This window comes from Verrucomicrobiota bacterium, assembly GCA_039192515.1.
Classification (GTDB): domain Bacteria; phylum Verrucomicrobiota; class Verrucomicrobiia; order Methylacidiphilales; family JBCCWR01; genus JBCCWR01.
On the sequence record JBCCXA010000020.1, the window covers coordinates 12608 to 36956 of the forward strand.

The following is a 24349-nucleotide window of genomic DNA, read 5'->3' on the forward strand; positions in this document are numbered from 1 at the left end:
TAAATGTTGATTTATTAATTAATCTAATTTATTCTTAACGGCGTGAAGTTTAAGAAAATGCGCCAGAAAGGGGTTTGAAGATGAAAGTAGGAACAGTAGACAACGGAAAAGTTACCAACAAAAAGGTGATAGAGTGGATAGCGCAGGTCGCTGAGCTAACCACGCCCGACCGCATTCACTTGTGTGATGGGTCGCAAGAAGAATATGACTCACTTATGAAGCAAATGGTGGAGATGGGTATGGCCATCAAGCTAAACGAAGAGAAGAGACCCAATAGCTTTTTATTTCGATCGGATCCTGAGGATGTAGCCCGGGTAGAGGATCGAACATATATTTGTTCACTGAGTAAGGATGATGCAGGTCCCATGAATAACTGGTATGACCCGGTGAAGATGAAAGCAAAACTTAAGACGCTTTTCAAGGGTTGCATGAAAGGGAGGACGATGTATGTGATTCCCTTTAGTATGGGACCGGTAGGTTCTTCTATATCTCATATCGGAGTGGAGATTTCTGATTCACCTTATGTTGTAGTCAATCAGAGAATAATGACGCGGATGGGCCAGAAAGTATGGGATCTGTTAAATGCTGATGAGGAAAAGTTCTATGTACCTTGTGTCCACAGTGTTGGTGTGCCTTTAGAGAAAGGGCAAGATGATGCTAAATGGCCATGCAATAAGGATAACAAGTATATTACGCACTTCCCTCAAACTCGTGAAATATGGTCATTTGGTTCTGGTTATGGCGGTAATGCGTTACTCGGTAAGAAGTGCTTCGCACTACGGATTGCCTCATGCATGGCTCGTGATGAGGGCTGGCTAGCAGAGCATATGCTTATACTGGGTGTTGAATCACCTGACGGAAAAAAGACTTATGTAGCGGCTGCCTTTCCTAGCGCATGCGGGAAGACAAATTTTGCCATGCTTATTCCACCTAAAGTATTTAGTGATCAAGGATGGAAAATATGGACTGTAGGAGACGATATTGCCTGGATCAAGCCATCAAAAGATGGTCAATTACGTGCCATTAATCCTGAGTATGGTTACTTTGGGGTGGCACCAGGAACCTCGATGCACACAAATCCCAATGCCATGATTTCCTGCGAGAAAAATACCATTTTTACGAATTGTGGGTTAACGGAAGATGGCGATGTATGGTGGGAAGATATGACAGATGAACCGCCAGCTAAGCTTACTGACTGGAAGGGGAATGAGTGGACGCCAGGTTGCGGAAACAAAGCTGCGCATCCCAACGCTCGTTTTACAGCCCCGGCAAGTCAATGCCCAACCATAGATCCTGCTTGGGAAGATCCGGAAGGCGTTCCAATTGATGCCTTTATCTTTGGCGGACGTCGCATGAATGATGTACCGGTTATCTTTCAAGCATTTAACTGGACCCATGGCGTTTATTTAGGAGCGACGATGGGTTCCGAGATGACGGCCGCTGCTGCAGGGCAAGTCGGCAAGTTGCGGAGTGATCCTTTTGCGATGTTGCCGTTCTGTGGATACAATATGGGAGACTATTGTAAACACTGGGTGGCGATGGGTAGAAAGCTTGGACATAAACCTCGTTTCTTCCATGTGAACTGGTTTCGTAAAAATAGTGAGGGAGAGTTTTTGTGGCCCGGATTTGGGGATAATATGCGTGTTCTCAAGTGGATTGTAGACCGTATTCATGGTGACGCACATGCTTCGGAATCTCCAATCGGGTGGATTCCATTCTATGAGGATTTGGAATGGGAGGGGATAGATTTTCCTAAAGAAAAATGGGAAGAGGTCATGGAGATTGACGCAGAAGCTTGGAAATCAATTGTTGCTTCTCAAAGTGAGCTTTTTGTAAAGCTTGGAGCAACACTTCCCAAAGAAGTCCTTTTTGAACGCGATTTGCTTGTTTCAAGGCTTTAAGGTCAGATTTCCTCTCTTACTGCAGATTAAAACGATGCTCTAGGTGTAGAGCGTCGTTTTTGATTTCATACTTGGTGCTATCAAGTCGATAAGTAAATTTGGCTGTAAACGTTCATTATTAGCACTGGAAAAATATTAGTACTTAACTATAGTATCTACAAGCCACAAGCCTACGTTTGATATGTCTGATTTTGAGTATGAGCACCCTATTCGGAGAAAAAGGTCTAGCAACCAGGAGCTAGAAAAAAAAGGGTTAATACGTAGAAAGAAAAAAGCTACCCAGAATACTGAGGTGAAAAAGGCAAGGCCTCCACGCCGCCTCGTAGCCTCAAAGGGGCCTCCAGATTTAGATAAAAATGCTGCTAGGTTGGATGTTTCGAAGCCTGGTTTCAAAGAGCATATTCTGAAGTATGCGAATTTATACTTTGGATTTATAGGTTTTCTATTGGCGGTAGTGGCGCTTTATTATGTCGTGAAGGAGGTAAAATCCTCATTCAAGGAAGATTCCATTGCCTCGCTAATTGGTTCTAAAGATAAGGGTGAAATAAATGAAGAAGCGGCGCTGCCTGAAAATGAAGAGGCTTACGTGTCCTCAAATGGTGAAAAATTATTTAACCTTGATTTAAAAGGTGATGAAGTGGCGGCTCAAAAGGCATCCCTAGCCCTGGAATCAAGCCGAGTCGGGTTATTTGACGAAGCTCAAGTATTGATCAAGGAGGCAAGGGAAATAGATCCCAATCTATATGGATTGGCGTTAGTCGAAGCCACCTTGTTTATGGATAGGGAAGAGTGGGCCGATGCTGAGTACGCTTTGATCGACTCCATTGAGAAGCAACAAATGGCTGGACTTAGTTATTTTCGGTTAGCTCAAGTCTATAGATACTTTAAGAAATATGATGATGCACTGGCTGCTGCTATGGGAGCCTTGCAAAGGGTGCCAAATAACGAATTCATTATGATCATGATAAGTGATTTGCATCGTTTCCTAGGTAATGAGCAAGAGGGAGTTACTTGGGCTAAGCAGGCTTACGAGCTAAAGAGGAATGATTCAACTTTTGAGATGAAGTACTACTTGTCTAGCATTCAAGCTGGGGTTTTTGATGATGTAGCATACGGGCTTAAGTATAAGCTTGAAAGAGATTATGATTTAACTAACACGGATCTAATTTTGGGGGCGGCTTATTCCATTAAAAATGGGAACCAGGACCAAGCGATAGATTATCTTAGTAGGTTGAGAGCTCGCCAGATGCAAGAGAAGTTTGATAGTTACATGACGGATCCAACTTTTGCAAAAATTGATTTCTAGCTTTCCTAATTTTTAGAGGCAATGTGAAGCGCGACAGTTCCCAAAGTTAGGCGATGGTAGATTACTCTGGAAAATCCGCTTTTCTCAATTTGTTGTTGTAGGTTTTGAGCCTCGGGAAAAGCTTGTACACTATTTGATAGATGTTCATAGGCGGATTTTTCTCTGTATAGAAGAGATGTGATCCCAGGCATGATCCGCGACAAGTAAAAAAAGTATAAAGGACGTATCCATTTGTTAGGTTGAGAAAACTCTAGGATGAAAGCTTGCCCGTTAGGCCGGAGCACGCGGAGCATTTCTCGGAGTGCTTGCGGTTTTCTGGTGAAATTACGAAATCCAAAAGCAACCGTAATGCAGTCAAAGCAATTCTCTTTGAAAGGTAATTGATGGGCATCTGCTAGGAGCAAATGATGGCATTTCTTTTTTTGTGCCTGCGCAAGCATAGGGTAACAAAAGTCTGCTCCGACAGTTTGTATGTTCTTACTCTGAAGCCCAAGGGCAACATCCCCACTTCCAGTGGCGAGGTCTAAAACATTAAGTGGTTTCGCATCTTGAACCTTTTGTAGGAGAAAGTGTCTCCAATAGTAGTCTATGCCTAGGCTAAAGAAGTGATTGAAGAAATCATAGGGAGAGGCAATTTTCTCGAAATAAGCATGGATTTCATTGGCTTTAAGCTTAGCTAGTTGAGTGGAGTCATTTGATGATGAATCTTGTTGAGACATGTTTTAGGGCAAAAGTAGAATCTAGAGAATACCACTAATGATAATTCAACTAATTAATCATATCAAAAAGTATCGCAAAACATTCAGTTTGACATGCTGAGGTAAGTGGTTACACAGAAAGCCACAAGCATGACTTAGCAATAACAGCTCATGACGCAATATGCTGACACCCGATATGAATGGAAACGGCAAGATGAGTGACAAGAAAAAGTACAAGGTATTATTTTTGTGCACAGGGAATACGGCCCGAAGTGTGATGGGGGAACTGTTGATGGAACGATTAGGTGGGGGAAGATTTAAAACATATAGTGCAGGTTCTCATCCTAAGGGAGTTGTTAATCCCTACACGATTCGTGTTTTAGAGGAGGAGCATGAGATTGATGCAGGAAGCGCCAACAGTGAATCCTGGGAAGTGTATAAAGATGTTGATTTTGACTTTGTTATTACTGTTTGTGGTCATGCCAAAGAAAGTTGCCCCGTTTGGCCTGCTGATACCATTGTTGCTCATTGGGGCTCTGAGGATCCGGCTGCAGTGGAAGGCAGTGAAGAAGAGATTATGAAAGTGTTTAGGGAGGTTTCTTGGCAAATCCGAAGGAGGGTGGAGCTTTTTGCAGCATTGCCATTTGATGAGTTGGACCAAGCCGGACTGGAGGAACGCACCAAAGAAATAGGTAGTAAGCCTTAAATAGAGTGACAAGGCTGACTGACATGACTCTAAATCTTTTTTGCCTAAGAATGCTTTTGGTTGTAAGAGGTTAAGCGTGAAGCGAATAGATGGGAGACGCCCCAATCAATTGCGTCCTTATGAAATCAAATGGAATATAGCTCCTAATGCATCTGGCTCCGTGTTGATCAAGTGTGGTAAGACACAGGTTATTTGCACGGCTACCATTGAAAATCACGTTCCTCGCTGGATGGATGCTCAAAACGTGGACGGGGGGTGGTTGACGGCAGAATATTCTATGATGCCTGCCTCTACACTCTCGCGAAAACAAAGGGAAATAGCAAAAGGAAGGATTGATGGCAGGGGTCAAGAAATTCAGAGGCTAATTGGGAGATCACTCAGAGCAGTTACAGATCTAAGCTCTCTAGGACGAAGGACAGTATGGTTAGACTGTGATGTGTTAGCTGCAGATGGAGGAACACGCACGACTGCGATCACTGGTGCCTATTTAGCATTAAAACAGGCTGTGCATCATTTGATGGAGAAGGGCGAATTAGCAAAAAATCCACTCAAGTATGCGGTGGCTGCTACAAGTGTGGGAGTTTGGGCGGATATACCAATTCTTGATTTATGCTATGAGGAAGATCGTGATGCTTCAGTCGATATGAATGTGGTGATGACTCATAAGGGGGAGTTTGTAGAAATTGGAGCCACCGGCGAGGAAGCAACCTTTAGCGCGGAACATTTAAAAGAGATGCTAGAGCTTGCGCAAGCCGGTATCAGAAAGGCTTTTCATTTCCAAAAAAAGGCATGGAAAGCCCTTGATGAAGCTTAATGATAAGAATTTTCTAGCGAATGAGTGCTTTAGCGTTGACTGCCGCAAACGATTGAAGTTTAGTTTCAAACTGCCGTGAATCAAAGTTTTGACCGTCCTACATTGCCCGCAGTTGGTTGGGTGAAGAGTCTAAAAGGTGATGATAGGGAGCTACTGGCTACCTACGGTGAGTTTATATCCGTAGAGCCTGACCATGACCTTATTAGACAAGGCGACCAACAGGATAATCTCTATTTAGTGATTGCAGGTTCTTTAGAGGTTAGGCGAGAGGGTATTGATAGGGACATTATTGTGGGAAGTATTAAGGAAGGAGAATCGATAGGCGAGATCAGTATCTTTGATCCTGGCGAAGCAAGTGCAAGCGTGAGAGCATATGAGTTTTCCCAAATCTGGCGTATTAGTCGCGAGAACCTCAATTCATTTTTAACTGATAATCAAGGGGCTGGAGTATTTTTAATGGTAGAGTTGAATCACATTCTAAGTAAAAGGCTTCGCAAGTTGAATGCACTCTTAGTAGATGCAAAGAGTGCCCCCTTCAGCGGATAATAAGTAATAAAGCAATGATGATGGACTGATTTCTGGGAAGATATTTTTCAGCAAGATCTAGGTCTGTGATTAATAAATTGGAAAAATTATGGCAAAAAGAGTAACTAAAAAGAAAGCTGCTAAAAAGGCTGCAACGAGAGCGAAGAAAGTCGCTTCGAAAAAAGTTGTTAAAAAGGCAACGAAGAAGGCTTCTAGTAAGAAGAAGGTAGCCCTTAAAAAGGCGCAGAAAAAGGCTGTTAATAAAAAAGCCGTAACAAAATCTAAGAAGGTAGTAACTAAGCCCAAGAAGGCAGTAGGTAAGGCCAAGAAAGCCGCGAGCAAGGCTCCTACTAAGAAACTAAATAAGGGTAAATATGTTTACTTCTTTGGTGGTAATAATGCAGATGGCCATGGCAAAATGAAGGAGCTCCTTGGCGGTAAGGGAGCAAATCTTGCCGAAATGTGTCGCATAGGTCTGCCAGTTCCTGGTGGGTTTACAATTACAACAGATGTTTGCACCTATTACTACGACAACGGCTTGAAATATCCCAAAGAGCTCAGCAAACAAATAGACGACGTCATTCGTAAGCTTGAGAAAGTCATGGGTAAAAAATTTGGCGATCTAAGTGACCCACTACTGCTAGCCGTTCGTTCTGGGGCACGCGAGTCGATGCCCGGGATGATGGATACTATTTTAAACTTGGGCTTGAACGATGACACTGTTGAAGGTCTAGCGGCCAAGAGTGGGAATGAACGTTTTGCTTGGGACTGTTACCGTCGCTTCATCCAAATGTATGGAGATGTTGTCATGGGTGTGCAAAAGCGTGAAGGAGAAGAGCATGAGCCATTTGAGCAAGTTATCGAAGCGCTTAAATATGAGGTGCTAAATGATCCGCATGCAGAAGATACAGATTTAGATGCAACCTCTCTTAAGGAACTAGTGTCAAGGTTTAAAAATTTGGTCCTAGAAAGAACTGGCAAGAGTTTTCCTCATAATCCAATGGATCAATTGATGGGTGCTGTCACAGCAGTCTTTGGTTCGTGGAACAATGAGCGCGCGATCATTTACCGCCAGAAGTATGGTATCCCCGCTTCATGGGGAACTGCTGTAAATGTTCAGGCTATGGTCTTTGGAAATATGGGTGAAACTAGCGGTTCAGGGGTTGCTTTCACACGTGATCCGGCTACTGGTGAAAAAGTTCTCTATGGTGAATTCCTAGTAAACGCGCAAGGTGAAGATGTGGTGGCAGGCGTTCGTACTCCGCATCCAGTAAAAGAAATGGAAACAAAGCTTCCTGAAGCATATAAAGGTCTCTTAAAAGTCCAAAAAGTGTTGGAAAATCACTTCAAGGACATGCAGGACTTTGAATTTACAGTTCAGGAGAAAACGCTTTACATGTTGCAAACTCGTAATGGAAAGCGTACCGGTATGGCTGCGGTTCGTATTGCCTGTGAGATGGTCAAGGAACGCTTGATTACTCAAGATATGGCAGTCAAGCGCATTGATGCAGATTCGCTTTCCCAGATGTTGACTCCGATCTTTGACCGTGAAGGCGTAGCAAATGCTCGAATCATAGCGAAAGGCCTTCCTGCTGGTCCAGGTGCTGCAACGGGTAAAATTTATTTTAATGCCAATGAGGCAGCCGAAGCAGTCGAACAGCATGGTGAAAAGGTGCTTCTGGTGCGCGTCGAAACTTCCCCTGAAGATATCCGAGGAATGTTAGCCGCCGAAGGTATTTTGACTGCACGTGGTGGGGTAAGTTCTCATGCAGCGCTAGTAGCTCGCCAAATGGGTAAAGTGTGTGTCTGCGGCGCTGGAGCTCTACAAGTCAATTACGATCATCAAACGTTGACGGTAGAAGGAGTGATCTATGAGAAGGGAGACTACCTCTCAATTGATGGCTCTTCGGGTGAAGTTTTTGCGGGTAAATTGGAAACAGCCCCATCGGAGATTGTCCAAGTCCTCATACAGAAAAGTCTAGATTCCAAAGAGAGCTATACTTTCAAGCTTTATGATCAGCTTATGAAGTGGGCAGATAAGTATCGCAAGTTAAATATACGCACCAATGCTGATCAGCCCGGACAAGTTGAGAATGCAGTAGCCTTTGGCGCTAAAGGAATTGGGTTGTGTCGCACAGAACATATGTTCTTTGAAGGCGACCGTATCGATGCAGTTCGTGAAATGATTCTAGCGCAAAGTGAAGAAGATAGACGTGTTGCTTTAGATAAATTGCTGCCATTTCAACGCTCAGACTTTGAGGGTATTTTTACAGCGCTCAAGGGGCTGCCTGGTACTATACGGCTACTAGATCCTCCCTTGCATGAGTTCCTGCCTCATGACGAGGCTTCACAGGTAGACTTAGCAAGAAAATTGGGTGTTGAGGTTGAGCTTGTCGCAAAGCGTGTTAATGATCTTCATGAGATGAATCCTATGCTAGGGCATCGCGGCTGTCGTTTGGGCATGGTTTACCCAGAAATAACGGAGATGCAGTCCCGAGCGATTTTTGAAGCTGCTGTAGCGGTTGCCAAAAAGGGTATTAAAGTGGTGCCCGAAATTATGGTACCTCTTGTGGGCTTTGATAAAGAGCTTGAGTCACAGAAGGTTGTTATTGACCGAGTGGCCAAAGAGGTCTTTAAGGCTGAAGGTAAGAAGATCAATTACCTAGTAGGAACAATGATTGAAATTCCTAGGGCTTGCATGGCTGCGGATCAGATCGCATCTGTTGCCGAGTTCTTTAGCTTTGGAACTAACGATCTAACACAAACTGGTCTAGGTATGAGTCGTGATGATTCTGGTTCGTTCTTACCGCATTATCAAAATGCAGAGATAGTCAAACAGAATCCATTTGCTGCTCTTGATCAAGAGGGTGTCGGTGAACTTATGAAAATTGGTATTGAGCGTGCGCATAAAACCAAGCCCAATATTAAACTTGGCATTTGTGGTGAGCATGGGGGTGAGCCCAGTTCAGTTAAGTTCTGTCACCACATTGGCTTAGACTATGTAAGCTGCTCTCCATTTAGGGTGCCGATTGCAAGACTGGCGGCTGCTCAGGCAGCATTGGCATGAGCTAGGTTTATTGAACTAGAAAATATAAAGGCGGAGGTTACACTTCCGCCTTTTTGCCATTGTAAATCTATCACTCTTTATAAATGTAGTATCTTTATGGAACTTGAGACTAGAAATTGGTTTATATGCCGAATAGCCTTGCAGCTTCTGGGATTATTGTATAATGAAACTCAAGACTCGTGTTTTTAGCCACGGGTTATCACTTGGGTTCTCAATGGGCTTAATTATCAGACATGGCATCAGATCGTAAAGAAGGCGCGCTAGCAACTTATCTCGAAGAGATTAGTAAAATACCTTTGTTAAGTCAGAAGGACGAGGTGCGTATTGCGAAAAAGATCCAGAGCGGAGATACGAAAGCGCGTGAGGAGATGATTCAAGCTAACCTTCGTCTAGTTGTTAAAATTGCTAATGAGTATTCAGGCTTTGGGTTGCCTACTTTGGATCTTATTTCCGAGGGAAACATTGGTTTGATGAAGGCGGTAGAGCGATTTGATCCTACTATGGGAAATAAATTTAGCACTTATGCAGCGTGGTGGATCAAACAAGGTATCAAGCGTGCTTTAGCCAATCAAAGCAAGACAATTCGGTTGCCAGTGCATCTGGTGGACAAACTTGCGAAAATGCGTCGTTTAACCATGCAGCTAACAGAAGAGCTTGGTCGTGAACCAAATGATGATGAGTTGGCGGAGGAGCTTGATGTTAGTAAAAAGAAGTTGGCTAAGCTGAAGAGAGTTTCCATGAAACCTTCTTCTCTCAATACGCTTATAGGAGACGAAGATGCAACAGAGCTTGGTGAAATTATTCCTGATGATAATGCCCCAGACCCTTCTACAGCATTGCTCAGCAAAAACATGCAGCATGCCATGAGTCAGGTTTGGGATGTGCTAGATAAACGGGAGAAAACTATCTTATCGTTACGCTTTCCGATGGACGGAAGTAAAGAAATGACTCTAGAAGAGATTGGGGTTAAGTTAAAAGTTACCAGGGAAAGGATTCGTCAATTGCAGAACCAAGCTTTACGTAAGATGCGGGATGCTATAGAAAAGAAGGATAATCAAAAAGGCGTATTATGACATTTGCAATCTTAAATGGTGCTAAAGAAAGAATAAAGTCAGCGGTTAGGGATATTCCTGATTTTCCAATAGAGGGCGTTGTTTTTAAAGATATTACACCCATACTTGAAAACGCTGATTTATTTCGGCTGATTATCTCACTGCTATCCGAACGTTATAAGAGCAAAAGTATCGAGCGCGTAGTAGCGATTGATGCTAGAGGCTTTTTGATTGGGAGCGCTTTAGCCTATGTTCTTGGAGTGGGAGTGGCAATAGTGCGCAAGAAAGGTAAATTGCCTCATAGGACAATATCAGCTTCTTATTCATTAGAGTATGGAGAGGCAACTGTGGAAATGCATGAGGACTCGATTGAAGAGGGTCAGCGGGTCTTGATTATAGATGATGTGTTGGCTACAGGCGGAACGATGGGAGCTTCTATCGATTTGGTTCAGCGCTTGGGAGGAAAAGTGGTCGAGTGCGCGTTCTTGATGGAGTTAGGCTTTTTGAATGGACGAAAAAAGCTGGGGGATCAACCCGTATTTTCAATACTGGAATACTAGTTTTCTAACATTTATTACTTTTTAATAGCCTATCTATTTTTTCTATCTTGGGCTGAATTACAAACTGGCAATATCCTACTTGAGGATTTGTATCGAAGTAGTTTTGGTGATAGCCTTCAGCAGGATAAAAATGCTCAGCTGGTGTGATCTCGGTCACGATTGGTGAGTTAAAATGACCTGAACGATCCCACTTTTCTTTAGACTGTCTAGCTTGCTCAAGTTGTTCATTAGAATGAGTGAAAATGGCTGATCTATATTGAGTGCCCGTGTCAGCACCCTGTCTGTTTAGGGTCGTGGGGTCGTGCATTTGCCAGAAATGATCTAATAACTCCTCATACGAAATAACTCGAGAGTCAAAAATTAATTTTGCAACTTCGGCGTGTTGAGTTTTACCAGTGCAAATATCATCGTAAGTTGGATTTTCAGTTTTTCCGCCTGTATAACCAGAGGTGACTTTATGTACACCTGGTATGCGCTGGAAAACAGCCTCTGTGCACCAGAAGCATCCCGCTCCAAGAGTTGCTAAGGTAAGTTCATTACTCATAATACAAGTATAACATAGGATTTTGGCACAGCCAAAATACCTTCATAAGGTCAGTATCCTAAGAGTCATAGCGGTTTTTCTTAAGATTAGCTCTGGGATGAAAGTTTTGATGCACTTGGCGGAGCCTAGTGTGTTCTATCTGCGTATAGATTTCCGTGGTACTTATATTTGCATGGCCTAGCAATTCTTGGATAACCCTGAGGTCTGCTCCATGGCTCAGCATATGGGTGGCAAAGGAGTGTCTAAGTAAATGAGGATATACATTTTTTTGAATGCCTGCATTCTGGACGATGGTTTTGACGACTTGCCAGATTCTTGCGTTGGTGAGCCTTGAGCCAAGACGAGAAAGAAAAACCTCACTACCTGATTTAGAGGTGAGAAGCTTAGGTCTTGAGTGTGTGAGATAATAGTCTATGGCTTCGGAGGCCTTTTGTCCGATTAAGACGAGACGCTCCTTATTTCCTTTTCCTATCACTTGAAGAGTGTTTTCTGTTAGGTTTAGACATTCCGTTCGCATATTAGCTAGCTCACTAATTCGCAACCCACAGGCATAGAGTGTTTCTAGAATAGCGCGATCACGGTTTCCTAGAATTGTGTCTGAGAATGGGAAAGAAAGAATAGTGGAAACTTCCTCTTCGGAAAGGATTTCAGGTAAGTAACGATAGAGTTTTGGTATGTCCAGACAGATGGCAATGTCTCGGGAGATTATTTTTTCTTGGTGTAAAAAGCGAAAAAAATTTCTTAGGGTAACGACTTCGTTCTTTAGGGATGCGGGAGAAAGTTTTCGAGATTTCTTTTGAATGGCAAGGTAGTTTTGAATATCCCTTAGGGATAATTGATCCCAAACTCGGTTGCAGTTTAGCTCTGTCGAAACCCATTTGCCAAAGCGCTCGAGCACTGCACGGTTAAGGAGCTGAGTATTTGTAGAATGCCCTTTTTCCATGGCTAGGTAAGCGAGACAATCTTCAAGAGTCTGCCAGATTTCAGGCGTATTCAAGTGGCCTTACCAATGGGGTTTTTGATTTGTAATGCGCTTATATGCTTCAAGATATTTCTCCTGTGTTTTTTGAATGATTTCTAAGGGTAATTCAGGTCCAGGTGGCTGTTGATTCCAATTGGATAACGAGAGGAGATAATCACGTACGAATTGTTTATCGAAGCTGGGCTGTGATTTGCCGGTCTGGTAACCATCCAAGGGCCAGAAGCGGGAGCTGTCAGGTGTTAGGATTTCGTCTATAAGTAGTAATTTCCCATCGTCTGTTGTGCCGAATTCGAATTTAGTATCGGCTAGTAGAATGCCTTGTGACTTGGCGTGAGCATGAGCCCAATGGTAAATTTCTAAAGAAGTTTGTTTAACTTGTTGGTAAATTTCTTCTCCTACCATCTCTGCTGCATGTGACTCATCCAGCGGTAGATCATGTCCTTCTTGGGCCTTAGTAGAAGGTGTGAAAATAGGCTCTGGCAATTGAGATGATTCTGATAAATGATCAGGCAGATAATAACCCTGGACCCTTGGGTGCCTTTGAAACGCTTTCCAAGCGGATCCTGCGAGATAACCGCGGACAATGCACTCAATGGATAAGGGTGTTGTTTGGTGACACAAGGTAGTGCGATTTTCCCAGCTTGGCTGATGGAGTGACCCAGGGAGTTCATAAGAGATGACATGGTGGGCTATGTGTTTGGGTAGGTTATCAAACCAGTAGCGTGACATCTGTGTCAGAACTATCCCTTTTTCTGGTATAGGATTAGGCAAAATAACATCAAAGGCAGAGATACGATCGCTAGCAACTAGAAGAATTTGATCATTGTATAAGTAAACATTGCGAACTTTTCCTTGATGCATGAGCTGAGGCTTGTTGGACATCGAGCTAGGATAGGGGTGGATCCTCCATTCTGCCAAAAAAAAAGACTTTTCTGACGCAAATCGAGCTTTAAGAGCTCTATTTAAGAACCCCTCCAGCTGTTAAAATAGTCAAGTTGGCTCTCGATAAGGCAATTTCAATAAAATATTGTCTTAGTTTTTGATTATAAAGGACTTCGCAATTTTTGTTGAATCGCAGGCGAAATTGCTTAACCTATCACTATGAGACCAACTCCCCCCGCCGGTATGCGCCCTGGAGGAGGGCGGCCACCTGGATTTAACAGGCCTCCTGTAAGACCTAGTGCCCCTGCGGCGGCTGCGCCTAAGCAGCAAGTAGTTGCACCGGTTCCAGCAGCCCCGGCAAGGCCCACGACGGCCCCCGCAAGTGGTGGTGGGAACGCTGCCACAGATTTTATCTTACAGTTTAAGAAACAGCTACTTCCCTACCTGATTCAACGGATTGATCCTCAGTTGCTTAATAGTGGAAATGAGAAGATTCTAAGACAGACGATTGAGAGATTGATCGATGAAAAGTTAGCCGCAGATAAGATACCAATTGGTAGGCAGCTTCGCGAGAAGCTCATGGTGGATGTCATTAATGAGATGATAGGGTTCGGCCCACTTGAGGAATTGCTGAAGGAAGAGACTGTTACGGAAATAATGGTCTGTGGGTCACACACGATTTATATTGAGCAATCCGGTAAACTTACACTTTCTCCTGTCAGATTTGTTGATGATGCGAGTTGCCGAAGAGTTATTGATAAGATTCTCTCTCCCTTGGGTCGGCGAGTCGATGAATCTAGTCCAATTTGCGATGCGCGACTACCTGATGGATCTCGTGTGAATGTAGTAGTGCCTCCTTGTGCCCTGAATGGTCCTACCATTACTATTCGAAAGTTTAGCAAAAACAAGTTGACCATGGAGCGAATTATCGAGTTCAAATCGATTTCTCGCGGCATGGCCATGTTTTTACAAGCCGCTGTTCGTGGCACCTTAAATATAGTGATTTCGGGTGGTACTGGATCAGGCAAAACCACTATGCTAAATGCATTGTCGGGTTATATCCCTGAGGGTGAACGTATTATAACCATTGAGGATGCCGCTGAACTAGCGTTGCTACAGGATCATGTTGTACGCTTGGAGTCTAAGCCTCCTAATATTGAAGGCAAAGGAGCTGTAACGATCAGGGATTTGGTAAAAAGTTCGTTGCGGATGCGGCCTGACCGAATCGTGATAGGTGAGTGTCGGGGTGGCGAGGCTTTGGATATGATCCAGGCAATGAATACTGGGCACGATGGATCACTTACGACCACACATGCTAATACGCCCCGAGATGCTTTAGCCCGAATTTCCACCTTAGTGCTCATGGCGGGGATGGACCTTCCGGAAAAAGCAATTAGAGAACAAATAGCAGGGGCCGTCCACTTATTTGTTCAGATTTCCAGACTTCAAGATGGATCACGTAAGTGTACTCACATAACAGAGGTTCAAGGGATGGAGGGAAATACCGTAACCTTACAAGATCTTTTCCGTTTTGAACAAGCAGGGCTAACTAATGAGGGTAAAGTGAAGGGAACGCTAAAAGGATTGGGAATTATACCGAAGTGTATGGATAAGTTAAGGGCGCATGGGGAAAATTTGCCAGTTGAAGTATTTCAAACAACTTTAGAGACTTAATTATGGATATAGATCCACTACTAATTGTCATATTAATATCGATTCTCTTCTTTTTCCTGGCAATAGCTGGCGCGGCAGCGTCTTTTCTGACAAAAAGCGAGAAATCGGTTGTTCAGTCTCGAGTAGAGAAGCTGGCAAAAGTTTCGGAAGATCTCAAGGATGAGCTAAATGCGGGTATACCTGACCTGCAAGATCAGAAGAAGTCTTTGTTATCTGCTGTTGATTTTACGCCCATTATCACCAAGTTTACTGGGGAGTCTTATTTTACAAGTTTGGAAAGAAATCTGGCGCAGGCTGATATCCCTTTACGGGTATCAGAGTATATGACCTTGAGAATTATGATGACTGGGCTTGGAGGGCTTCTTGGACTTGTGTTGGCAAACTTTAACTTGTTGGGCATCTTGGGTGCTTTGACCTTTTGGGCGTTAGAAAAAATTATCATTCCCTTTCGCAAAAAAGCTCGTTTAAAGAAGTTTACAGATCAGTTAGCTGAATTTTTGATTCTGATAGTTAATTCACTTAGAGCAGGTCAAACATTTGTTCAGGGGTGCATTATTGCCGCAGGAGAGTCCCCTCATCCTATTTCGACAGAATTTAAACAGATGATCAAAGAAGTTAACTTGGGTATGCAAGAAACACAGGCCATGGAGAACCTTTTAGTTCGTGTACCAAGTGAAGATCTAAAAATTGTGGTGAGTGGCTATGTCATTCAAAAGAAGGTTGGAGGAAATTTGGCTGAAATTTTAGAAACGACGGCTGATACAATACGTGAGAGAATAAAGATACAGGGCATGATTGATACATTAACCACGCAAGGAAAGCTCTCTGGATTCATTGTTGCAGGGTTACCCTTTTTGATTGGGTTTGCTATTAATGCTATCAACCCAGCGTATCTAAGTCCTTTGCTTGTTGAGGGGTTAGGGAAAGTGCTCATAGCGGTTGCTTTGTTGATGCAGATTATAGGGGCTTTTGCTATTAGTCGAATAGTAACCATAGAAGTTTGATGTAAATGTTTATTTTAATTTGTTTATTGTTCTTTTTGTTTTGGATGGTCTTGGCTGCTGCTTTTGTTTCTAAACGTCAAAAGCCAGCTAGTTTAACAGAGCGTTTGCAAAGTGCTCAAGTGGGAGGAGCTGGGGCTGATGCACCAGGCTTTCGAGATCAAGATCAAATGGATAAAAGTCTTCTTGCGCGAGTTATATTGCCTACAGCTGAAAAGTTGAGTGGCAAATTTGCCGGAGTCACTCCCAAGAAAATGGTGGAGCAAAGTGACCAAGTGATAGCAGAGGCGGGATTGACAGGTAAAGTTACGGGAGTACAGGTTACGACAATTTCTTGGATGCTAACTATCGGTTTGCCCGCATTTCTCTTTTTGATTTTTATGCCAGCTTTGTCTCAAGGAAATATAGAACTTCATATTTTAGGATTGATATGCTTAGTCTCCGCTGTTCTTGGGTATCGCTTACCTATAGGCCTTATCACAAGTAAGGCGTCCAAGAGGAAGCATGAAATACAACTATCATTACCATTCACTATGGACCTCATCAGTATCAGTGTGGAGTCTGGGATGGCATTTGATGGGGCGATGCAAGTGGTAGCAGAACGAACAAACGGAGCGTTGAGTGAAGAGATGAGACGCACCTTGAGAGAGATAAATCTAGGGATTTCTAGGACTGATGCATTAGCTAATATGTCAAAACGTATTGGGCTGGATGATCTAAAATCTTTTATTACGGCTGTTAATTATATTAGTAAGCTAGGAGGCAGTCTGGTGGATGTCATTCGTATTCAGACAGAGGCCATGCGTGTCAAGAGAAGGCAACGTGCTGAGAAAAAGGCTAACCAGGCCCCTGTCAAGATCATGATACCTCTGGTTCTTTTTATATTTCCTTGTTTGTTCATTATCATTTTAGGGCCTGCTGCGGTTCGCTTTGCTACAGGTGGCTTTTCTTACTAGCAGAAGATAGGGGTGGCTCTTTTGGTCGCTTGGTCTTATGACTTCTACTGATTCTTTGGTAAGTGTTGCTTGCCAGTCTTGTATAGCTTTTTGTTCTTTCTGACCTTCGCTATGTCCGGGATAAACTAGTACCGAAAGTATGCCTTTTAGTGATAGAATTTCTAGAGAAGAGTTCAAAGCAGGTATTGTTGTTTCAGGGAGTGTGCAAATAGATTTATCCCCTCTTGGTCTATATCCGAGGTTGAACATGATGGCATTTACGTTTTGGTGCCAGTTATGGGGAATGAAAGCCTCAATGTTTTTGTGATTCTCAGCGTGTAAATCAATGTTACAAGTAGTCGCATTTTGGTTTAACAAAGCTTTGGTGGAGTGCAGCGCTTCTCTTTGAATATCGAAGGCTATTACTGTCCCTTGAGGACCTATTTGCCTGGCTAAGAAAAGCGTATCGTAGCCATTACCCATTGTACAATCGATGGCACAATCACCAGATTGGAGATGTTCTGCTACTTTTGAATGAGCAATCTCTGTAAGTCGCATGTCAAAAAATAGAGATAGAAGTTTATTGCTCTGATTTTATTCTTGGCCCCACAACTGTCGGTCCAAGGTGCGGTATTGTATCGCTTCGCTGAGGTGGTCAGGAGAGATAGAATCGCAGGCCTCTAAATCTGCGATAGTCAGGGATACTTTTAGGATTCGGTCATAGGCACGTGCGCTGAGCTGCAGGTCTTTCATGGCAAATTTAAGTAATTCTTGGCACTCTCGATCGAGATGAATCCATTTCTTGATATCTTTCGAAGACATTTGAGCATTACACCAGCTGCTCTTCTGATGGCTCTTTTTGCTTGCTAGTCTCTTAAGCTGCCTTTCTCGAGCTTGGATGACTCTCTGTCGTATTACACGAGAAGGCTCACTAGGTTTAGCGTCAAGCAACTGGTTAAGTTTCAGGGAAGGTACTTCTAAGTGGATATCAATACGATCCAATAGTGGGCCAGAAATTTTACTCAGGTATTTTTGAACGACTTGGTGAGAGATACGGCCTAGTGAAGTGTCATGCTTGGAGCCAGTTGGAGTCGGGTTCATAGCTGCAACAAACATGAATCGTGAGGGAAAAGTAAGCGTGCCTGAGGCTCTGGAGATAGTGACTTGCCCGTCTTCGAGTGGTTGGCGCAGAACTTCTAATGTAGATCGCTTAAATTCTGGAAGTTCATCCATAAAAAGAACGCCATGATGCGCTAGAGATACTTCCCCTGGAGAGGGGTTTACTGAGCCCCCTATTAATCCTATATCTGAGATAGTATGGTGGGGTGATCGAAAGGGACGCTGCTTGATTAAAGGTGCATCAGTTTTGATAAGGCCACAAATGCTGTGGATTTTTGTGGTTTCAATCGATTCCTCATGAGTCAAGGGAGGAAGGATGGTAGGTATACGCTTGGCCAGCATGCTTTTGCCGGAACCGGGATCTCCAAGCATTAAGATATTATGGCCACCGGCAGCGGCGATTTCTAAAGCTCTTTTTGCAGCCTCTTGGCCTTTAACATCTGAGAAATCTATGTCCAATTCTAAGTCATCGGAATCGGATATGGCTTGGGATTGAGGCTGCGTAGGTGCCAATGAGAGCTTACCCTCAAGAAAGTTAACGGCGTCTTGCAATGTCCTTATGCCATAAACCTTCGTTTTGCTGATGACTGAGGCCTCCTTAGCATTTTCTTGCGGAACTAGTATGCCGCGGGCTTTTTGTGATTTTGCTGCTTCGGCCAAAGGTAATATGCCGCGAACAGGTCGCAGTGAACCATCAAGGGCGAGCTCACCTACGATGAGAAAGTCTCTCAAGCACTGAGAGCTAAGTTGCTCTGATGCGGCAAGCATTCCCAAAGCAATAGGGAGATCAAATAAAGGGCCTTCTTTTTTGATAGTTGCTGGAGCTAGGTTAACAGTGATACGTCTTTCAGGGTGGAAAAAGCCGCTGTTGGTAATAGCACTTTTGACTCGGTCTCGTGATTCTTTGACAGCTGCATCCGGCAGTCCTACAACTACCACGTGTGAAAGGCCTAAGCCAACATCTACTTCTACTTCAACGGAAAGAGCTTCAATGCCAACTATAGTGGCTGCTGTTACTTTAGCTAACATCAGAACTAGGCTAGGTGGATGTGATACAAATGAAAAGGATTTGATGAAGGAGCTCTAGCAAACTCATGCTGTTAGATTTGCATTCAAAGTCTAATGGATCTGTGACCTCTGTTGAGCGCCTAGTTACCCATCACTTTTGATATGAGTCAACGTATCTCCAAGAAGCAATAGCCTCAGAGGTCCTAAGTAAAGAATCAACGGCCTCCTGGCGCAGCGTCCTAAGAGCCTTCTGAATTTGACACGCGATTGTCACTTTTATGTCACACAATTGTAATAATTAGCTCTCACCCTCAGGGTCTCAAATGGGACCTCGGATTCATTCTATGCTTAGTGGGTGATGCGAATTGTCTCAGTATTAGGAACTAAACAATATATAGAAGGGTCAATAGTGAGTTTGAATAAAGTGACTGCCCAAGTGATGGGACTGTTAGTTGTATTCGCCTTAGAAACGAGTGTATTAAATGCAACTTCTTCGGATGCCTTAATCGATATTTTAGTGAAAAAAGGTGTTCTGACTAAACAAGAAGCGGAAGAAGTTAGGGCTGATTTATTAAGCGAAGCAATGGGTCCACCCGAAGAGAAGATTACTTTAAAAGGAGATAGTTATATTACAAAATTTACGCTTTATGGGGATGCACGACTGAGATTTCAGTGGGAAAATGCTCAAGAGGAAGGGCCGACCTTTGATGCCAATGGTGAGGATGAGAATCGGTTCCGCTACCGTTACAGACTGAGACTAGGTGCAGAGTATCAGTTTCTAGATGATTTTAAAGCAGGAGTTAGGTTAGAGACTTCTGAGTCATCTGATTCTACAAATGTTGACTTCGGTGGTTATTTTGACAAGACAGGAGATGATGTATACATCGGATTGGCGTACCTAGAATACGAAAACGAAGATATTTTTGATCTTGGTTTGGTGGATTATTTCAATTTTACGGTTGGCAAGCAAACTTTTATCAAGCGCTTCATGATGCAAAAGGCGTGGTGGGATGGCGACATTAATCCAGAAGGTTTGAGTGCACAGTTAGGGTGGGAGGATGTCTATATCGATGGACTGAACCTCACGCTACGATCTGGTGCTTATGTAGTTTCTGATGAAGATGACCGAGTAAGGGGCAGTGAGGATGGTGATGGTTTCTTATTTGTGGAGCAAGCAGAGTTTGCTTATTCGTGGCAACCTAAGACAGGCATCAAGTTTGCTCCTTCATTTATGTTTGAGTCTAACGGGCATTTTACAAATCCTGAGGATGCTGGGACGCCAGATAACGAAAACGCTTATGCATCGGTAGGCGACTATTATGTCTTTTTTATGCCAGTAGAGTTAACTTGGAATATGCTGGGTTATCCTCAAATGCTTTATGGCACTTATGGAGTTAATTTTCAGGACGAAACGACGGCAACAAACTTTGGGGCAAACGCTCAGAGTGAGGGACACAACCAATTTTTCAACATTGGCTACCAATGGGGTAAAGCCAAGAAAAAGGGGTCATGGCAGATTGGCGCAGAATATCGATACTATGGTGCTTTTGCCTATTCTCCCAATTTAAGCGATTCAGATTTTGCCAAGAATGCCACAAATCAGCATGGGATCGTCTTTAAAGTGAAATACGCGATGACGGATTACCTCTATCTTGCGGGAACTTATTTCCACTCAAATGCTATTGACGGAACCGCCGGTGCCAACGGGTTCAATGAATTCGCAGGTAGTGAGTTTTCCCAGGTCGACTTGCTCCAGATAGATTTAAATTGGAAGTATTAATTATTAACCATAAACAAATCAACATATAAAAATCAAAAGATGAAGAAGAAATTATTTGTTCTACTAACAGCATTAGCTCTCGTTAATGTTTCCTATGCGGAGAAAGTGGTCATCAAGGGTTCTGATACTCTGGGTGCTAAATTAGTTCCTCAGCTTGCTGAAGCCTATAAGGTAAGTAATCCAGAAACGACATTTGAAATTGCAGCTGAAGGTTCATCCACAGGGATAGCTGCGGTGATTGATGGAACTGCCGACTTGGGCATGTCTAGCCGCCCTGCAAAACCCAAAGAGGTGTCTGCGGCCTTGGCTAAAGGTGTTAAAATGAAGCCAACCATTGTGGCATTTGATGGTATTGGTATCATAGTCAATAAGGATAATCCCATAAGCAGTCTATCATTGAAGCAAGTGGAAGAAATTTTCACTGGAGATGTTACGGATTGGAACACTGTAGGGGGTAACTCAGGCACCATCTCTATGTATACTAGAAATACATCATCGGGAACTTACTCGGATTTCAAAAAGATGGCAATGAGTAAGCGAGATTATGCTGGTGCGGCCCAAAAAATGGCCGGTAATGAGCAGATCGCTTCTGAAGTGGCAAAAAATCCTTTAGGTATAGGCTATGTGGGTATGGCTTATTTGAAGACGCCAGGAATCAAAGTGGTTAAAATTGATGGCGTTTTGCCTAGTATGGAGACCGTGCGTGAACAGCAGTATCCTATTGCCCGTCCTACATTCTTCTATTCAAATGGAGCGCCTTCGGCTAAGGCTCAGAAGTTTGTCGATTTCCTCTTTTCTTCCAAGGGTAGCGAGATTGTTAAGCAAGTGGGCTTTGTCCCGTCAAAATAAATAGGGACTTTACTAGATATAGGCTTTTAACTTTTCTGAAATTTATTATCTTGTGCGGGGTGAGAATCTGCTTCTCACCCGTATACTTGCGGTCACTGGGAATATAACATTTGCATTAAAACTGCTAAAAAATGGGGGCACATACCATAGAGAAAAAGAAGGAGCCTATGAGCTTTGGTCAGGCTCTTTCAAGTAAATCTCGGCGCAAATTTCTGGGCTTTACATTAGATGGATATATAGAGAAGTTTTTCATGATTGCCGCATCCATTGCAATCGTGATTTTACTCTTGATCATTACATTTCTATTCAGGGAGGGGGCAGGGTTTGTGCCTGATTATAGAAGTCATATTGCTCTTTACCGCAAGGCTGGCTTAGAATACGTTGATTTAATACGACAAGTTGAGGATGAGCATAAGGCTGTGACTCGTGCTTTAAATCAAGTGAGACTTCAGGAATTCAAATACCTAACTAGTGAAAAAGGATTGTCTATTTCTCAGGCTAACGAAGAACTGATAGCGTTTGACGAATTTTTAAAAAAGTACGATGGTAGCCGTATCAAGCTATCTGGGCTAGTGAGCTCACTGTCAGCAAGAGTAACGGATGTAAAAGACCGAGCGATTGTGGCAAGAGATACAGCGGTGGCCAAAAAACGTTTTTTGCAATCTAGTGACCCAGAGGGGCGTGCCTTTGGAGAGTCACTTGAGGTTGAAATAATTGATTTTGACGAAGAGACTGAGGCATTGCGCAGTCAAGAAAGCGACATTTTGGAATGTAACAGTGCCCTCGAGTATGATTTGAGAAACTTATCTGCTGGTCTACCTCGAGTGCAATCCCCCGTGGGCAGGAAAAAGGTCAAAGCAATCGCCTCTGGAATTGGTGAGATCAAAGAAAATATTATTGAAACCAATAAAAAGATAGAGAATTACAACTTTGGAGAGCCAGTAACCTTGATTTCATCTATTTTGGGATTTGTTTTTGGATCTAGTTGGGTGACGCAAAGTTTTTGGCAGGATTGGTTTGGGGTGATACCACTTTTTACAGGTTCTATGATGATTTCTTCATTGGCTTTGATAGTAGCTGTACCATTCTCCGTGGCAGCGGCGATTTATGTCAACCAGCTAGCCTCACAGTCCGAGCTAAATTTTATAAAGCCATTTATAGAGTTTATTGGTGCGATACCTTCGGTTGTGTTGGGTTTTTTCGGGGTAGTGGTATTGGGGGAAGCATTGAGATCAGTGTCACAAATAGAGTTGCTTTCCTGGGTCCCTGGGTTTCCAATGTCTGAAAGGTTAACCATACTAACAGCTGGTTTGCTTTTAGCTTTTATGGCCATACCAACCATTTTCACCTTGGTGGAGGATGCTATTAACAATGTTCCAAATCAATTTGTGGAAGCTTCTTATGCATTAGGGGCTAACAAAATTCAGACTGTATTTAAAATTCTGATTCCATCTGCTCTTTCTGGTATTATCGCAGCGATTTTATTAGGGCTAGGGCGCGTTATTGGAGAAACAATGGTGGTCTTGCTTTGCGCGGGAAATAGAATACAAATTCCTGAGTTTTCTCTTGGCCTTGGAGCTTACCTGCAGCCTGTGCATACCATGACTGGGATTATTGCTCAAGAGATGGGTGAAGTTGCCAACGGAAGTTTGCACTACCGGGCCTTATTTATGGTTGGCCTGGTCTTATTTTTTATCTCATTAATGTTGAATATAGCAGCTCAGCAAATAGTAAGAAGATTCAGAGTCAGAATATAAACACAGTCGAGTCGTTCATATGAATCGGATAGAGAATATTTTTTTAAAGCGGACGACGAAGGCCGGTCAATGGGAGAAATGTCTTGGCTGGGCATTCCGTCTCACTACCTATCTCATCATTCTATTTGCAGTGCTTATTTTTGGGGAAATTTTTATAAAAGGTGGTAAGCAGGTATTTAAAACAACTCCCCCTTTTGTTGAGGTAGATTTTTTAATCGAAGCACCTGAAACCCTGCACGTCTTCGAGCATGAAGGAGAGGAACATCGTTTAGGGAATTCAGAGTATCAAGTTTTTATTCAGTCGGATAAGTCGAATCCAATAAGCAATCATAGCACTTACGTCTATTCCGCAGGTGGGATTTTCCCATGCATTGTAGGCACTATTCTGTTAGTGGTCGGGGCCATAGTGATTGCTTTATTTCTGGGGATTATGTCGGCTATTTATTTGAGTGAATATAGCAAGCAAGGAGCATTTATTGATTCTATTAGGTTGGGAATTGTTAATTTATCCGGCGTTCCCTCTATTGTTTTTGGATTGTTTGGCTATGCACTATTTGTTCAATTCTTTGGTTGGAATGTATCATTAATGGCTGGCTGGTTTACGTTGGCTTTTATGGTTTTGCCTATTGTCATTACAGCCAGTGAGGAGTCTCTTCGTGCGGTTCCTATGGGATTCCGGGAAGCTTCATTGGCTTTAGGTGCCACAAAATGGCAAAGTATTCGCTCGGTGGTTTTACCCTACGCTACACCGGGTATTTTGACATCTTCTATTTTAGGGATTACTCGCATAGCGGGGGAAACGGCCCCTATTATGTTTACCGCAGCCTATGTGGTGAGGGATGAATTGCCGTGGCAGGTAGAAAGATTAAGTGATTTTTTCTTTCAAGGGGTCATGGCGTTACCTTATCACATATATGTTTTAGCTGCTAAAATTCCTCAGAGTGAGTATACAAGTGGAACTCAATATGGAACGTGCTTTGTCTTTTTGGTAGTTGTGTTAACAATATCGCTGGCCTCAATATTGTTGAGGGCACATATTCGGAAAAACTTAAAATGGTGAGATGAGCTGTCTTTTAGAAAAAATGAATCTTACCTTGTAAGCTAGGTGCTCGTTAGGGTCATTTTAGGAGTGAAAGTTAGTCGATAGCGACTTAATAATGGGGTAATAAACTAAAGGTGTATACGATGA

21 protein-coding genes are annotated in these 24349 nt (G+C 43.1%); 15 read left to right on the forward strand and 6 right to left on the reverse strand.

Going from position 1 to position 24349, the window contains the following annotated elements:
* The first annotated feature begins 80 nt into the window (after nt 1-80).
* Nucleotides 81-1901: a phosphoenolpyruvate carboxykinase (GTP) gene (locus AAGA18_10020; GenBank protein ID MEM9445674.1), complete on the forward strand. Its 1821-nt coding sequence runs from the start codon at nt 81-83 to the stop codon at nt 1899-1901.
* 181 nt (nt 1902-2082) lie between these two features.
* Nucleotides 2083-3207, forward strand: coding sequence for a hypothetical protein (locus AAGA18_10025; GenBank protein ID MEM9445675.1), 1125 nt, complete (start codon nt 2083-2085; stop codon nt 3205-3207).
* A 5-nt stretch (nt 3208-3212) separates the two neighbouring features.
* Here AAGA18_10025 and AAGA18_10030 read toward each other — a convergent pair whose 3' ends face one another.
* Entirely contained in the window at nt 3213-3926 is a 714-nt protein-coding gene (locus tag AAGA18_10030) for a ubiquinone/menaquinone biosynthesis methyltransferase (protein MEM9445676.1), read from the reverse strand.
* 193 nt (nt 3927-4119) lie between these two features.
* Here AAGA18_10030 and AAGA18_10035 point away from each other — a divergent pair, with 193 nt between their 5' ends.
* The 6 genes from AAGA18_10035 (at nt 4120) to AAGA18_10060 (ending at nt 10629) form a co-directional block, all read left to right on the forward strand.
* Nucleotides 4120-4611 (forward strand): arsenate reductase ArsC, encoded by a 492-nt coding sequence (locus tag AAGA18_10035; GenBank protein ID MEM9445677.1) that lies wholly within the window; start codon nt 4120-4122, stop codon nt 4609-4611.
* A 76-nt stretch (nt 4612-4687) separates the two neighbouring features.
* Nucleotides 4688-5425 carry a ribonuclease PH gene (gene rph, locus AAGA18_10040; GenBank protein ID MEM9445678.1) on the forward strand — a complete coding sequence of 246 codons (738 nt, stop codon included), beginning with the start codon at nt 4688-4690 and terminating at the stop codon, nt 5423-5425.
* Nucleotides 5426-5500: 75 nt separating this feature from the next.
* A complete protein-coding gene (locus AAGA18_10045) occupies nt 5501-5971 on the forward strand; it encodes a cyclic nucleotide-binding domain-containing protein (GenBank protein ID MEM9445679.1) in 471 nt (156 codons plus the stop codon).
* Between the two features lie 88 nt (nt 5972-6059).
* The gene (gene ppdK / locus AAGA18_10050; GenBank protein ID MEM9445680.1) at nt 6060-9017 is read left to right on the forward strand and encodes a pyruvate, phosphate dikinase; all 2958 of its coding nucleotides are present in this window, start codon (nt 6060-6062) and stop codon (nt 9015-9017) included.
* 233 nt (nt 9018-9250) lie between these two features.
* Nucleotides 9251-10090, forward strand: a complete 840-nt coding sequence (locus tag AAGA18_10055) for a sigma-70 family RNA polymerase sigma factor (GenBank protein ID MEM9445681.1) — start codon at nt 9251-9253, stop codon at nt 10088-10090.
* Complete coding sequence (locus AAGA18_10060) at nt 10087-10629, forward strand: adenine phosphoribosyltransferase (protein ID MEM9445682.1); 543 nt, start codon at nt 10087-10089, stop codon at nt 10627-10629. The genes AAGA18_10055 and AAGA18_10060 overlap by 4 nt, the downstream gene beginning before the upstream one ends.
* A gap of 4 nt (nt 10630-10633) precedes the next feature.
* Here the strand turns inward: AAGA18_10060 and msrA are convergent, their stop codons facing one another.
* From msrA to AAGA18_10075, 3 genes are read right to left on the reverse strand one after another with little or no spacing between them, the layout of a single operon-like run.
* Entirely contained in the window at nt 10634-11173 is a 540-nt protein-coding gene (gene msrA / locus AAGA18_10065; GenBank protein ID MEM9445683.1) for a peptide-methionine (S)-S-oxide reductase MsrA, read from the reverse strand.
* A 58-nt stretch (nt 11174-11231) separates the two neighbouring features.
* Entirely contained in the window at nt 11232-12170 is a 939-nt protein-coding gene (locus AAGA18_10070; GenBank protein MEM9445684.1) for a tyrosine recombinase, read from the reverse strand.
* Between the two features lie 6 nt (nt 12171-12176).
* Complete coding sequence (locus AAGA18_10075; GenBank protein ID MEM9445685.1) at nt 12177-13037, reverse strand: phosphoribosylaminoimidazolesuccinocarboxamide synthase; 861 nt, start codon at nt 13035-13037, stop codon at nt 12177-12179.
* Nucleotides 13038-13256: 219 nt separating this feature from the next.
* On the opposite strand from AAGA18_10075, the gene AAGA18_10080 reads away from it, so the two are divergent.
* From AAGA18_10080 to AAGA18_10090, 3 genes are read left to right on the forward strand one after another with little or no spacing between them, the layout of a single operon-like run.
* Entirely contained in the window at nt 13257-14711 is a 1455-nt protein-coding gene (locus AAGA18_10080; protein MEM9445686.1) for a CpaF family protein, read from the forward strand.
* A gap of 2 nt (nt 14712-14713) precedes the next feature.
* A complete protein-coding gene (locus tag AAGA18_10085; protein ID MEM9445687.1) occupies nt 14714-15715 on the forward strand; it encodes a type II secretion system F family protein in 1002 nt (333 codons plus the stop codon).
* A 5-nt stretch (nt 15716-15720) separates the two neighbouring features.
* On the forward strand, nt 15721-16668 hold the full coding sequence (locus AAGA18_10090; GenBank protein MEM9445688.1) for a type II secretion system F family protein: 948 nt from the start codon (nt 15721-15723) through the stop codon (nt 16666-16668).
* Here AAGA18_10090 and AAGA18_10095 read toward each other — a convergent pair.
* Nucleotides 16621-17205, reverse strand: coding sequence for a class I SAM-dependent methyltransferase (locus AAGA18_10095; protein MEM9445689.1), 585 nt, complete (start codon nt 17203-17205; stop codon nt 16621-16623). The two genes, AAGA18_10090 and AAGA18_10095, sit on opposite strands and share 48 nt — an antisense overlap.
* A gap of 36 nt (nt 17206-17241) precedes the next feature.
* Nucleotides 17242-18795 (reverse strand): YifB family Mg chelatase-like AAA ATPase, encoded by a 1554-nt coding sequence (locus AAGA18_10100; GenBank protein MEM9445690.1) that lies wholly within the window; start codon nt 18793-18795, stop codon nt 17242-17244.
* 388 nt (nt 18796-19183) lie between these two features.
* Between AAGA18_10100 and AAGA18_10105 the strand changes: the two genes are divergently transcribed.
* The 4 genes from AAGA18_10105 to pstA all read left to right on the forward strand — a co-directional run bounded on the left by AAGA18_10105 (nt 19184) and on the right by pstA (nt 24220).
* A complete protein-coding gene (locus tag AAGA18_10105) occupies nt 19184-20554 on the forward strand; it encodes a putative porin (protein MEM9445691.1) in 1371 nt (456 codons plus the stop codon).
* Between the two features lie 39 nt (nt 20555-20593).
* Nucleotides 20594-21403, forward strand: coding sequence for a phosphate ABC transporter substrate-binding protein (locus AAGA18_10110; protein MEM9445692.1), 810 nt, complete (start codon nt 20594-20596; stop codon nt 21401-21403).
* A 131-nt stretch (nt 21404-21534) separates the two neighbouring features.
* On the forward strand, nt 21535-23160 hold the full coding sequence (gene pstC / locus AAGA18_10115) for a phosphate ABC transporter permease subunit PstC (protein ID MEM9445693.1): 1626 nt from the start codon (nt 21535-21537) through the stop codon (nt 23158-23160).
* A gap of 19 nt (nt 23161-23179) precedes the next feature.
* Complete coding sequence (pstA, locus tag AAGA18_10120; protein ID MEM9445694.1) at nt 23180-24220, forward strand: phosphate ABC transporter permease PstA; 1041 nt, start codon at nt 23180-23182, stop codon at nt 24218-24220.
* Nucleotides 24221-24349: the final 129 nt, after the last annotated feature.

Excerpts from the sequence above, each read along its gene's own strand:
- AAGA18_10020 (MEM9445674.1), top strand. The coding sequence starts at position 81 with ATGAAAGTAGGAACAGTAGACAACGGAAAAGTTACCAACAAAAAGGTG.
- AAGA18_10025 (MEM9445675.1), top strand. The coding sequence starts at position 2,083 with ATGTCTGATTTTGAGTATGAGCACCCTATTCGGAGAAAAAGGTCTAGC.
- AAGA18_10030 (MEM9445676.1), bottom strand. The coding sequence starts at position 3,926 with ATGTCTCAACAAGATTCATCATCAAATGACTCCACTCAACTAGCTAAG.
- AAGA18_10035 (MEM9445677.1), top strand. The coding sequence starts at position 4,120 with ATGAGTGACAAGAAAAAGTACAAGGTATTATTTTTGTGCACAGGGAAT.
- ppdK (MEM9445680.1), top strand. The coding sequence starts at position 6,060 with ATGGCAAAAAGAGTAACTAAAAAGAAAGCTGCTAAAAAGGCTGCAACG.
- AAGA18_10055 (MEM9445681.1), top strand. The coding sequence starts at position 9,251 with ATGGCATCAGATCGTAAAGAAGGCGCGCTAGCAACTTATCTCGAAGAG.
- AAGA18_10060 (MEM9445682.1), top strand. The coding sequence starts at position 10,087 with ATGACATTTGCAATCTTAAATGGTGCTAAAGAAAGAATAAAGTCAGCG.
- msrA (MEM9445683.1), bottom strand. The coding sequence starts at position 11,173 with ATGAGTAATGAACTTACCTTAGCAACTCTTGGAGCGGGATGCTTCTGG.
- AAGA18_10075 (MEM9445685.1), bottom strand. The coding sequence starts at position 13,037 with ATGTCCAACAAGCCTCAGCTCATGCATCAAGGAAAAGTTCGCAATGTT.
- AAGA18_10080 (MEM9445686.1), top strand. The coding sequence starts at position 13,257 with ATGAGACCAACTCCCCCCGCCGGTATGCGCCCTGGAGGAGGGCGGCCA.
- AAGA18_10085 (MEM9445687.1), top strand. The coding sequence starts at position 14,714 with ATGGATATAGATCCACTACTAATTGTCATATTAATATCGATTCTCTTC.
- AAGA18_10090 (MEM9445688.1), top strand. The coding sequence starts at position 15,721 with ATGTTTATTTTAATTTGTTTATTGTTCTTTTTGTTTTGGATGGTCTTG.
- AAGA18_10095 (MEM9445689.1), bottom strand. The coding sequence starts at position 17,205 with ATGCGACTTACAGAGATTGCTCATTCAAAAGTAGCAGAACATCTCCAA.
- AAGA18_10100 (MEM9445690.1), bottom strand. The coding sequence starts at position 18,795 with ATGTTAGCTAAAGTAACAGCAGCCACTATAGTTGGCATTGAAGCTCTT.
- AAGA18_10110 (MEM9445692.1), top strand. The coding sequence starts at position 20,594 with ATGAAGAAGAAATTATTTGTTCTACTAACAGCATTAGCTCTCGTTAAT.
- pstC (MEM9445693.1), top strand. The coding sequence starts at position 21,535 with ATGGGGGCACATACCATAGAGAAAAAGAAGGAGCCTATGAGCTTTGGT.
- pstA (MEM9445694.1), top strand. The coding sequence starts at position 23,180 with ATGAATCGGATAGAGAATATTTTTTTAAAGCGGACGACGAAGGCCGGT.